This is a genomic window from Methanocalculus alkaliphilus (assembly GCF_024170505.1).
Taxonomy (GTDB): Archaea; Halobacteriota; Methanomicrobia; order Methanomicrobiales; family Methanocorpusculaceae; genus Methanocalculus; species Methanocalculus alkaliphilus.
On sequence record NZ_JALJYG010000037.1, the window covers coordinates 1 to 1,069 of the forward strand.

Below are 1,069 nucleotides of genomic sequence, written 5' to 3' on the forward strand. Positions count from 1 at the left end.
CATGCTGGCAACTGTTGGCGTGGGTCTCGCTCGTTGCCTGACTTAACAGGATGCTTCACAGTACGAACTGACGACGGCCATGCACCTCCTCTCAGCTGGTCAAGCAGAGTCTTCAGCCCGGCTATCATTCCGCTGTCGTATCCGGTGAGTTGTCCGGCGTTGAATCCAATTAAACCGCAGGCTCCACCCGTTGTGGTGCTCCCCCGCCAATTCCTTTAAGTTTCAGCCTTGCGACCGTACTTCCCAGGCGGTGCGTTTCACGGTTTCCCTTCGGCACCTCAGTGACTCGTGGTCACTGACACACCTAACGCACATCGTTTACGGCTGGGACTACCCGGGTATCTAATCCGGTTTGCTCCCCCAGCTTTCGTCCCTCACTGTCGGAGCCGTTCTGGTAAGATGCCTTCGCCATCGGTCGTCCCTCGGGGATTACAAGATTTCACTCCTACCCCCGAAGTACGTCTTACCTCTCCCGGTCCCAAGGTCGCCAGTTTCTCTGAGACGCCTTCTGGTTAAGCCAGAAGATTTCCCCAGAGACTTAACGACCAAGCTACGAACGCTTTAAGCCCAGTAAAAGTGGCTATCACTCGAGCAGCCGGTATTACCGCGGCGGCTGGCACCGGTCTTGCCCCGCCCTTTCTCCTGGTGCGGACTAAACACCAGAACAGCCTGCATTGACAGGCACTCAGGGTTTCCTTATCACGATTGCTCGCATTGTAAAGTTTTCGCGCCTGCTGCGCCCCGTAGGGCCTGGATTCATGTCTCAGAATCCATCTCCGGGCTCTTGCTCCCACAACCCGTACCGATCAATGGCTTGGTGGGCCGTTACCCCAACAACAACCTAATCGGACGCAGACTCATCCTCAGACGGCGGACCTTTCAGAGACAGAGCATTCCAGCACCCGTCTCCTATGAGGCATTAGCCCCAGTTTCCCGGGATTATTCCTCATCTGAGGGCAGATTATCCACGTGTTACTGAGCAGTATGCCGAGGTCTTTCACCTCTCGACTCGCATGGCTTAGTCAAACCCTGATAGCAATAGCCTCTGGCAGGATCAACCAGAATGTTA

Annotated in this window: 1 rRNA gene; it reads right to left on the reverse strand. The window is 55.4% G+C overall.

Annotation, left to right across the window (positions count from 1 at the left end):
- A 16S ribosomal RNA gene (locus J2T58_RS11060) occupies positions 1 to 1,065 on the reverse strand; the annotation flags it as partial.
- Positions 1,066 to 1,069 lie beyond the last annotated feature (4 nt).